The sequence below is a fragment of the Nocardioides sp. genome (assembly GCF_035547795.1).
Lineage (GTDB): Bacteria > Actinomycetota > Actinomycetes > Propionibacteriales > Nocardioidaceae > Nocardioides.
The window spans coordinates 1-9744 of the sequence record NZ_DASZUF010000192.1 but is presented as its reverse complement, the minus strand read 5'-3'; the positions used below and the strand labels follow the sequence as shown (position 1 = coordinate 9744).

The window sequence follows — 9744 nt, the reverse complement described above, 5'->3', positions numbered from 1 at the left end:
TCGGGATGCCCGTCCACCTCGGCCAGGAACTGGGTGGCGGTGAAGCGGCCGTCGACCATGTACGACTCCAGCTTCGTCATGTTCACGCCGTTGGTGGCGAACCCGCCGAGCGCCTTGTAGAGCGCCGCGGGCAGGTTGCGCACGTTGAAGATGAAACTGGTGACCACCGGGCCGGCATCCGGCGGCGCCTGCACGAAGTCGCGGGAGAGGACCACGAACCGGGTGGTGTTGTGCTCCTCGTCCTCGACGTCCTCCAGGAGTACGTCGAGGCCGTAGATGTCCGCCGCCATCGGCGGGCTGATCGCGGCCATGGTGGGGTCGGCCGCCTCCGCGATCTCCCGGGCCGCGCCCGCGGTGTCGCCGGAGATGACCGGCGTCAGGCCGTGCTCGCGGATGACCTTGCGGCACTGGCCCAGCGCGTGCACGTGGCTGTGCACGGTGCGGATCCCGGTCAGCGGCGCACCCGGGATCGCCATCAGGTTGAACCTGATCCGCAGGAAGTGCTCGCCCACGATGTGCAGGCTCGAGGCCGGCAGGAAGTGGTGGATGTCGGCGACCCGGCCGGCGATCGAGTTGTCGATCGGGATCATCGCGAGGTCAGCACTCGGCTGGATCCCGTCGGCCCCCTCGACGGCGGCGAAGACGTCCTCGAAGGAGGCGCAGGGCACCGACTCGAGCTCGGGGTACTCCCGAGCACAGACCGCGTGCGAGTTGGAGCCGGGCTCGCCCTGATAGGCGATGCGTCGCGGCTGTGTCGGATCAGCTGGGGCCACGCGGAGAGTCTAGGGTCGAGCACGTGCTCGCCGTGGTCAGTCTCGTGGTCGCCCTGCTCGCACTCGTCCTGGTCGCGCCGCTGTGGCGCGAGCGGCTGGGCCGTCGTACCCGCGATGGCGAGGCGCCGCTGCCCGAGGACGTGCTGGGCCTGCGTCAGGAGGTGGCGGCACTGCGGACCGAGGGCCGCCAGGCGCTCAAACACCTGGCGATCGTGCGCTACGACGCGTTCGGCGACATGGGCGGCCACCTGTCCTGGACGCTGGCGGTGGCCGACGACGCCGGTGACGGGGTGCTGCTGACCAGCATCCACGGGCGCAGCGACGCGCGTTCCTACGCCAAGACGATCAAGCACTGGCGCTGCGAGGTGCAGCTCTCGCCCGAGGAGGAACAGGCCCTGGGCCAACTCCGCCGTTGAATGGGGGATTTCGCACCCGTCATTCGGGGATTTCTCACCGGCGAGATTCCACGTCGAGGTGCGGAATCCCCTACTCGACGGTGGGAAACCCCCTACTCGAGGGTGGGAAATCCCCTACTCAACGGGGGACTCGGACGAGCAGGCGGGCGTGCAGGCAGCGCATCCGCAGCTCGCGGCCGGCGCCGAGGGTGTCGCCGTCGAGCTCGCGCGGGGTGTCCCGGTCGGCTCGGATGACCACCGTGTGGCCGCGCATCCGGTTGACCAGCTCGTCGGTGTGCGGGCGGCGGCCGAGGATGCGGAAGGCCAGCGGCAGCCAGGACAGGAACCGCTGCGGATGCAGGAGTACGACGTCGAGCAGCCCGTCGTCGATGCGTGCGTCCGGCAGCAGCGGCATCCCGGCGGTCAGGGTGCCGACGTTGCCGACGATGACGGTGCGGGCGCGGTGCTTGGTGAACGGCCCGTCGTCGATGGAGATCTCGAGTCGCACCGCTGGGAACATCAGCGCCTTCAGACCCGACCAGACGTAGGCCAGCCAGCCGACCCGCTTCTTGATCTCCTCGTCGACGCCCTCCATGATCGCGGCGTCGAAACCCATCCCGGCCATCACCAGGAAATGGGTGTCCTCGATCCCGTCGCCGCCCACCTCGACCAGGTCCACGGCCCGGTCCTGGCCGCGCAGCGCGACGTCGACCGCCGCGCGCAGGTAGAGCGGGAGGGAGAGGTTGCGGGCCAGCAGGTTGCCGGTGCCGGCCGGGATGATGCCGACCGGGATGCCGGTGCCGGCCAGCTCGGCACAGACCTCGCGCACGGTGCCGTCGCCGCCGCAGACGATGACCAGGTCGGCGCCCTGCTCGGCGGCATCGGCGGCCATGCCGGTGCCGGAGTCCTCGACGGTGGTCAGGTGCCAGACCGGCGGCTCCCAGCCGGCCTCGGCCGCCATCGCGCTCACGATCGCCTGGAACTGGCCGACCGAGTCGACCTTGACCGGGTTCAGCACGACATGCAGCGACCGCCCGCCGGGCACGGTCTCCACCAGCGGCAGGGCGTGCACGGCATGGCTGCGCGGCTCCGGGTCGTAGAGCGCCCAGGCGACCAGGACGACCACCAGGCCGAGGAGCACACCGCCGACCACGTCGGTCGGGTAGTGCCGGCCCAGCAGCACCCGGTCGACGGCGACTAGGAGCACCAGGACCGCCAGTCCGGTGTACGCCGTGCGCCGCGGGCCGGCCCGGCGTACGAACATCGAGGCGACCACCACCAGGGCACCGGCCAGCGCCGTCACGCCGGTCACGTGGCCACTCGGGAAACCGGGCGAGGTCAGCCGGTGGGCGTGGTCCTGCCAGGCCGGCCGGGGCCGGTCGAAGGCCCAGGCGACCAGCCGATGCAGGGCCAGCGCGACCACCGTCGTACCGACGACGAAGAGCGCGGCCCGACGGTAGGCGCGGCTCATCGCCCCGCCGACGAGTAGCGCGATGACCAGCGTGCCGATGGTGCCGAAGACCAGCTCGACGCCGCGCAGGACCCGGTGCAGGCCGTGGTGGCCGGCCGCCCAGTGGACGGCATGGCGCGACCAGGCGTCGACGCCGGGCGGGGTGTGCCGGTGCGCCACCACCAGGCCGAGCACGACGAAGAGGACTGCCACACCGGCGGCCCAGCCGAGCAGCGAGCGGCGGGAGTGGTCGGGCACGGGCCAGATTATGCCCGGCGATATCGCCTGGGTCGGCCTCGTCGCGGCCGATAGGCTTCGCTGCGTGACCTCACCCCACGAAGCGCCTCGCTCCGCTCACCGCTCCGCGGGGGCCCCGAGATGATCGACCCGCGCATCCTCCGTGACGACCCCGACCGCGTCCGCGCCTCCCAGCGCAAGCGTGGCGCGAGTGAGTCGGCGGTCGACGACGCGCTGGCCGCCGACAAGGCTCGCCGCGAGGCGATCGTGGCGTTCGAGAGCCTGCGCGCCGAGCAGAAGGCGCTGGGCAAGCAGGTCGCCCAGGCCACCGGCGAGGAGAAGGTCGCCGCACTGGCCCGGACCAAGGCCGTCGCCGCCCAGGTCAAGGAGGCCGAGGCCGCGATGGGTGCCGCCGAGGAGGCCTGGACCAGGGCGCTCAAGCGGATCCCCAACCTGACCCAGGACGAGACCCCGGCCGGCGGCGAGGACGACTTCGTCGTGCTCGAGACCATCGGCGAGGTGCCGACGTTCGACTTCGAGCCGCGCAGCCACATCGAGCTCGGCCGGCTGCTCGGCGCGATCGACCTCGAGCGTGGCGCCAAGGTGTCGGGCTCGCGGTTCTACTTCCTCACCGGCGTCGGCGCGGAGCTGGAGTTCGCGCTGGTCAACCTCGCGATGGAGCAGGCCCGGGAGGCCGGCTTCACCCCCGTGATCGCGCCGGCGCTGGTCCGCCCGAGCGCGATGGAGGGCACCGGCTTCCTCGACCAGGTCGACGACGGCGTCTACAAGATCGAGGACGACGACCTCTACCTGGTGGGCACCAGCGAGGTGCCGCTGGCGGCGTACCACGGCGACGAGATCCTCGACGCTGCCAGGCTGCCGCTGCGCTACGCCGGCTACTCCTCCTGCTTCCGCAAGGAGGCCGGCTCGGCGGGCAAGGACACCACCGGCATCATCCGGGTGCACCAGTTCGAGAAGGTGGAGATGTTCGTCTACACCACCCTCGAGGAGTCGTACGCCGAGCACCAGCGGCTGCTCGCCTGGGAGAAGGCGTTCCTGGACAAGCTGGAGCTCGCCTACCGCGTCATCGATGTGGCCGCCGGCGACCTCGGGCCCTCCGCGGTCCGCAAGTTCGACTGCGAGGCCTGGATCCCGACCCAGGGCAAGTACCGCGAGCTGACCTCGGCCTCCAACTGCACCGAGTTCCAGGCCCGCCGGCTCAACATCCGCCAGCGTGACGCGGCCCAGGGCGGCGCGACCACCCCCGTCGCCACCCTCAATGGCACCCTGACCGCGATCACCCGCGCCATCGTGGCGGTGCTGGAGACGCACCAGCGGGCCGACGGATCGGTGCGGGTGCCCCAGGCGCTGCAGAAGTGGTTGGGCCGCGAGGTGCTCGAGCCGGTCGCCCGCTGATGGTCTCGACAGGCTCGACCGACGTCGGCTGGCGCCCGCGCGTGATCGCGCTCGACATCGACGGCACCCTGCTCAAGTGGGTCGAGGGGACCGGTGCGTCCTCGGAGATCGTCGCGCCGGCGGTGAGCGCCGCGGTCCGCAAGGCGTACGACGCCGGCGCCCACATCGTGCTCGCCTCCGGCCGCTCCCCGCATGGCATGACCCGTGTCGCCGACCTGTTGGGGCTGCCGCCCGAGGGCGCCGAGCGGCTGTGGATCGTGGCCTCCAACGGTGCCGTCATCTTCCGCTACCCCCCGGTCGAGGTGGTGCACGAGGAGACGTTCGACGCGGGCCCCGCCGTACGCGCGATCCTGGAGCGGCGCCCCTCGGCACTGGTCGCGGTGGAGGAGCGCGGCGTCGGCTACCGGCTCAACGACCACTTCCCGCCCGGCGAGCTCTCCGGCGACATGATCGTGACCCCGGTCGAGGACCTGATCGCCCAGCCGGTCTCGCGTGTCATCATCCGCGATCCGGAGGCGACGGCGGAGGAGTTCGTCGAGCTCGGCCGGTCGCTGGGCCTGCACGGCATCTCCTACGTCGTGGGCTGGACCGCTTGGCTCGACCTCGCCCCGGTCGGGGTCTCGAAGGCGTCCGGGCTGGCGCACGTGTGCGAACGGCTCGGCGTCGCGGCCGAGGACGTGCTGGCGATCGGCGACGGCCGCAACGACCTGGAGATGTTCGACTGGGCCGGCCGATCGGTGGCGATGGGGCAGGCGATCCCGGAGGTGCTGGAGGCGGCCGACGACGTGACGCTCCCGGTCGAGGAGGACGGCGCGGCGGTGGAGATCCTGCGGTGGTTCTGAGTCTCGCGCCGGTCGCCACGCAGCGACTCACCCTGCCGCTGTGGACCGCTGCCGACGTCGCGGCGATTCGCGGCAGCGCACCCCGCCCGACGGCCTGGCACCGCGACTTTCCACGGACCGACGACGTCGACGCCGCCTCGCTGTGGCGCGACGGCGACGTCTGGGGTCCGCGCTCGATCGTGCGCGGCGTGACCGTACTCGGGTCGATCGGGTTCTTCGGGCCACCGCACGACTCGGGCGCCGGGCCCGAGGTTGAGGTGGGCTATGGGCTGGTCCAGGAGGCGTGGGGCTGGGGCTTCGCCACCGAGGCGCTGGCCGGGCTGCTCGCCGAGATCGAGCTGCCGGTCCGGGCGACGGTGCGACCCGAGAACGCCCGCTCCCTGCGGGTGCTCGCCAAGTGCGGCTTCACCCAGCTGCGCAGCACGACCCCGGACGGCGAGCTGGTCATGGTGCGCCCGGCGCCGGGACCATCGTGACACCCCGGCTGGTCGCCACCGACCTGGACGGCACGCTGGTACGCCGGGACGGGTCGGTGTCGTCGTACACCCGCGAGGTGCTGGCCGCGCTCGACCTGCGCGGCGTCCCGGTCATCTTCGTCACCGGCCGGCCGCTGCGCTGGACCACACCGGTCTTCGAGCACGTCGGCTCGCACGGGTTGGCGATCGTCTCCAACGGCGCGATGGTGTGGGACGTGGCCGAGCACCTGCCCCGGATGACGCGGGCGATGGAGGGCGACGTCGCGCTGGAGGTGGCCGAGCGGATCCGCACGGCGGTGCCGGGGTCGATGTTCGGCGCCGAGCGCGCCGACGGCTTCGTCACCGAGCCCGGCTTCCCGACCGGGCCCGAGATCGGCGCCACCGCGACGCTGGCCGAGCTCACCGGGGAACCGATGCTCAAGCTGCTGGCGCTGCATCCCGACCTCGAGCCGGACGACTACTGGCGGCGCGCCGAGGCAGCGGTCGGCGACCTGGCGACGGTGACGCACTCCTCGACGTTCGCGCTGCTGGAGATCAGCGCACGCGGCGTCACCAAGGCAGCCACGCTCGCCGAGGTGTGCGCGTCGCTGGGCGTCGACGCGCGCGACGTGATCGCCTTCGGCGACATGCCCAACGACCTGGCGATGCTCACCTGGGCCGGCCGCTCCTACGCCATGGCCGACGCCCATCCCGAGGTGATCGCCTGCGCCGCGCACCTCGCTCCCTCGCATGAGGACGACGGCGTCGCACGGGTGCTCGCCGAGGTGTTCGGGCTGTGATCTGGTTCCATGGAGGCATGCGTCGCCTGCTTCCCATGCTCGTGTCGGGGCTGCTGCTCGGGCTACTCGCCGCCCCGGTGCTGACGACCGCGCCCGCGAGCGCCGCGACCGGCGCCGCCGGGACGTGTCAGCCGGCGACACTGAGCATCCCCGACGCCGTCACCGCCGCCGACGCGGTCGTCACCGCGACCGTCACCGGTCCTGCGGCGGCCTCCACCAGCGCCCACCCCAAGCGGTTCCGCTACCCGGTGACGGTGCAGCAGTCGTTCAAGGGCAGCGCGAGCGGCGCCATCACCGTCATCACCCGGAACAAGGGCTGTCAGCTCAGCGCGCTGACGCCCGGCGCGACGTACCTCTTCTTCCTCACCGCGCACGGCTCTGCCTGGCTCGCGCCGGGCAACCTGCCCTCGAGTGCGGACAACCTGCCGGCCGCCGTCCAGCAGGTGCAGGCCGTGCTGACCCCGCCGAGCGTCCACTTCGGTACGCCGATGTCGGGCGCCCCCATGTCGCTGGGCCGCGCCGCCGCCCCGGGCGTGGCGCTGGTGATCATCGGGCTGCTGGGGCTGCTGGTGGTGCGTCGCTTCCGTCGAGCCTGACCTCGGCGAGCAGCCGGGCGGCCCGCAGCGCCGCATCGGCCGCGACCTCGACGTCCTCGTCCCGGAAGGCTGCCGGATCCGGGTCGGCGTCGGTCGGCTCGCCGCGCAGCGGGCGCAGGTCCTCGCGGGTGACGCCGCGCAGGTGGAGTAGCACCAGCGGGTCGGCGTCGAGCAGGTCGGCCAGCAGCAGGAGTACGGCGACGGCATGTTCGCAGGCCCCGCCGTGCCGACTCGCCCGGCGCCAGCCGGGGCAGGTGCAGGTGGTGCCCAGCTCGCCGCCGTAGGGCACCAACTCGACTCCGGCCTCCTCGGCATGCTCGACCAGGTCGTGCGGCAGCTCGCCGTCGAGCAGGAGCTCGGCCCGGCCGGCGACGACTTCCAGGAACGCCTGCCGCTCGTCGTCCCCGAACGGCGGCACGCTGCCGGTCACCGTCCACAGACCGGCCTCCTCGCTGACCCCGGTGGCGAACCGGCCGCGGTCGACCACCAGGCCGCCGAGGCGCCCGGACCGGGCCAGGGCACGGGCGGCGAGCAGCTGGGCGTCGTCGTACGCGGTCTCCTCGGCGGCGCGGGCGAAGGCGCGACCCCACCAGGAGGTCAGCCGCCGGGTGGTGCGCCGACGCGGCTGACGGGGAAAGGTGAGCGCGCTCATCCCAGTGCGACCAGCTCGCGCAGCTCGTCGTCGCCTAGCTCGGTCAGCGCGGCCTCGCCGCGGCCGAGCACCGCATCGGCGAGGGCGCGCTTGCGGGTGAGCAGCTCGGCGACCCGCTCCTCGAGCGTGCCCCGGGTGACCAGCCGGTGCACCTGGACCGGCTTGGTCTGGCCGATCCGGTAGGCCCGGTCGGTGGCCTGGTCCTCGACGGCGGGGTTCCACCAGCGGTCGACATGGACGACATGGTCGGCCCGGGTGAGGTTGAGCCCGACGCCACCGGCCTGCAGCGAGAGCAGGAAGACCGGCACCTGGCCCGCCTGGAACCGCTCGACCATCCGCTCCCGCTCGCGCACCGGCGTGCCGCCGTGCAGGAACTGGTGGGGCACCCCGGTCGCCTCCCAGTGCGCCTCGAGCAGCCGGGCCATCGCGACGTACTGGGTGAAGACCAGCACCGCGCCGTCCTCGGCCAGCGCGGTGGCGAGCAGCTCGTCGAGGAGGTCGATCTTCTGGCTGCGGCCGCCGATCCGGCCACTGGCCTGCTTGAGGAACTGCGCCGGGTGGTTGCAGATCTGCTTCAGCCCGGTCAGCAGCATCAGCACCAGCCCGCGGCGCGTGATCGGGTCGGCCCGCTCGATCCGCTCCATGGTGTCGCGCACGAACGACTCGTAGAGCACCGCCTGCTCGCGGGTCAGCGCGAGCGGGTGGTCGGTCTCGGTCTTCGGCGGCAGCTCCGGTGCGATGCCCGGGTCGGACTTGCGCCGACGCAGCAGGAACGGCGAGATCAGCGCGGCGAACCGTTGCGTCATGCCCTGGTCGACGCCTGCCTCGATCTGACTGGCCCAGGCCCGACGGAACGCCAGCCGGCTGCCGAGCAGCCCCGGCACGCACCAGTCCAGGATCGACCACAGCTCGGTCAGGTTGTTCTCCACCGGGGTGCCGGTCAGCGCCACCCGCGCCCGGCTGGGGATGGTGCGGATCGCCCTGGCGGTCGCAGAAGCGGCGTTCTTCAGATGCTGTGCCTCGTCGGCGACCACGAGATCCCAGCCGACCTCGGCGAGCGCGCCGGCGTCGCGCCGCATCGTGCCGTACGTCGTCAGCACGACCCCGCTGCCCACCTCACCCAGCTCGCGCTCGGCGCCGTGGAAGCGCCGCACCGGCACGCCGGGCGCGAACCGGGCGAGCTCGGCCTCCCAGTTGCCGAGCAGGCTGGCGGGGCAGACCACCAGGGTGGGGCCGCCGCGGTGAAGGTGGAGCGCGATCAGGGTGATGGTCTTGCCCAGCCCCATGTCGTCGGCAAGGCAGCCGCCCAGACCCAGCCCGGTCAGCGCCGCCAGCCACGACAGCCCACGGCGCTGGTAGTCGCGCAGCGTCGCCCGCAGCCCGGCGGGTACGGCGACCGGCGGCGGGTCGAGCACGCCCGCCACCCGGTCGCGCAGCCGGGCGATCGAGGCACCGACGATCACCTGCTCACCCTCGGCGGCCTCGACCACCTCGGCCGGCGGCGCCCCGGTCAGCGCGATGGCCAGCGCCTCAGTCTCGGTGACCTTGCGCAGCAGCCGTCGGCGCGCCCGGCGGGCGAGGCTGGGATGGACCACCATCCACGAGCCGCGCAGCTTCAGCACCGGCGCGGCCGCCGCCGCCAGCGCCTCCATCTCGGCCTCGGTCAGATCCTCGCCCTCCACGGCGAGCTGCCAACGGAACGCGCAGGTCTGCTCCATCCCGAACAGTCCGTCACGCAGCAGGTCCTCGTGCGGCATCTCTCGCCGGTCGACGACCACCTGCGCGGTCAGCTCGCGGGAGAGCGAGCGCGGCCACAGCACGTCGACGCCACGGCCGCGCAGCGCGGCGACCCCCTCCTCCAGCAGGTCGGCCAGCTCGGCGCCGTCGAGGGTGATCTGCTCGGGCACGGGCTGGTCGAGCAGCCGGTCGAGCACCGGCCACGCCTGGGCGGCGCCGCGCAGCGCGACCAGGGCGTGCGTGCGCGCCCGCTCGCCGAACCCGTGCTGCTCCCACGTCTCCTGCCACAGCCGGGCAGCGTCGGCGACATGGAGGGGATCGGCCTCGTCGTGCACCTGCGGCACCAGCCTGATGCTGCCGCCGACCAGCTCCTCCTCGTCGGCCTCCACCC

At 72.9% G+C, this 9744-nt stretch carries 10 protein-coding genes; 6 read left to right on the top strand and 4 right to left on the bottom strand.

What is annotated here, in order from left to right:
- A partial coding sequence (locus VHA72_RS14420) for a prephenate dehydratase (protein WP_325576400.1) occupies positions 1-773 on the bottom strand: 773 nt, incomplete at its 3' end.
- Positions 774-796: 23 nt separating this feature from the next.
- Here VHA72_RS14420 and VHA72_RS14415 point away from each other — a divergent pair.
- The gene (locus tag VHA72_RS14415) at positions 797-1189 is read left to right on the top strand and encodes a DUF4446 family protein (protein WP_325576399.1); all 393 of its coding nucleotides are present in this window, start codon (positions 797-799) and stop codon (positions 1187-1189) included.
- 118 nt (positions 1190-1307) lie between these two features.
- Here the strand turns inward: VHA72_RS14415 and VHA72_RS14410 are convergent, their stop codons facing one another.
- Complete coding sequence (locus tag VHA72_RS14410; RefSeq protein ID WP_325576398.1) at positions 1308-2876, bottom strand: bifunctional phosphatase PAP2/diacylglycerol kinase family protein; 1569 nt, start codon at positions 2874-2876, stop codon at positions 1308-1310.
- A 120-nt stretch (positions 2877-2996) separates the two neighbouring features.
- Here VHA72_RS14410 and serS point away from each other — a divergent pair, with 120 nt between their 5' ends.
- From serS to VHA72_RS14385, 5 genes are read left to right on the top strand one after another with little or no spacing between them, the layout of a single operon-like run.
- Entirely contained in the window at positions 2997-4271 is a 1275-nt protein-coding gene (gene serS, locus VHA72_RS14405) for a serine--tRNA ligase (protein ID WP_325576396.1), read from the top strand.
- Entirely contained in the window at positions 4271-5113 is an 843-nt protein-coding gene (locus VHA72_RS14400) for an HAD family hydrolase (protein WP_325576394.1), read from the top strand. The genes serS and VHA72_RS14400 overlap by 1 nt, the downstream gene beginning before the upstream one ends.
- Positions 5104-5589: a GNAT family N-acetyltransferase gene (locus tag VHA72_RS14395; protein ID WP_325576392.1), complete on the top strand. Its 486-nt coding sequence runs from the start codon at positions 5104-5106 to the stop codon at positions 5587-5589. Before VHA72_RS14400 ends, VHA72_RS14395 begins: the two co-directional genes overlap by 10 nt.
- Positions 5586-6368 carry an HAD family hydrolase gene (locus VHA72_RS14390; protein ID WP_325576390.1) on the top strand — a complete coding sequence of 261 codons (783 nt, stop codon included), beginning with the start codon at positions 5586-5588 and terminating at the stop codon, positions 6366-6368. The genes VHA72_RS14395 and VHA72_RS14390 overlap by 4 nt, the downstream gene beginning before the upstream one ends.
- A 17-nt stretch (positions 6369-6385) precedes the next feature.
- Positions 6386-6964: a hypothetical protein gene (locus VHA72_RS14385; RefSeq protein ID WP_325576388.1), complete on the top strand. Its 579-nt coding sequence runs from the start codon at positions 6386-6388 to the stop codon at positions 6962-6964.
- On the opposite strand, the gene VHA72_RS14380 is transcribed toward VHA72_RS14385, so the two are convergent.
- Both VHA72_RS14380 and VHA72_RS14375 read right to left on the bottom strand, forming a co-directional pair.
- The gene (locus VHA72_RS14380; RefSeq protein WP_325576387.1) at positions 6915-7616 is read right to left on the bottom strand and encodes an SWIM zinc finger family protein; all 702 of its coding nucleotides are present in this window, start codon (positions 7614-7616) and stop codon (positions 6915-6917) included. The genes VHA72_RS14385 and VHA72_RS14380 overlap by 50 nt on opposite strands.
- On the bottom strand, positions 7613-9742 hold the full coding sequence (locus VHA72_RS14375; RefSeq protein WP_524538601.1) for a DEAD/DEAH box helicase: 2130 nt from the start codon (positions 9740-9742) through the stop codon (positions 7613-7615). Before VHA72_RS14375 ends, VHA72_RS14380 begins: the two co-directional genes overlap by 4 nt.
- Between the last annotated feature and the right edge of the window lie 2 nt (positions 9743-9744).

Bases quoted from the DNA above. Each gene is read 5' to 3' on its own strand.
- VHA72_RS14385 (WP_325576388.1), top strand. From the start codon at position 6,386: ATGCGTCGCCTGCTTCCCATGCTCGTGTCGGGGCTGCTGCTCGGGCTA.
- VHA72_RS14380 (WP_325576387.1), bottom strand. From the start codon at position 7,616: ATGAGCGCGCTCACCTTTCCCCGTCAGCCGCGTCGGCGCACCACCCGG.
- VHA72_RS14400 (WP_325576394.1), top strand. From the start codon at position 4,271: ATGGTCTCGACAGGCTCGACCGACGTCGGCTGGCGCCCGCGCGTGATC.
- serS (WP_325576396.1), top strand. From the start codon at position 2,997: ATGATCGACCCGCGCATCCTCCGTGACGACCCCGACCGCGTCCGCGCC.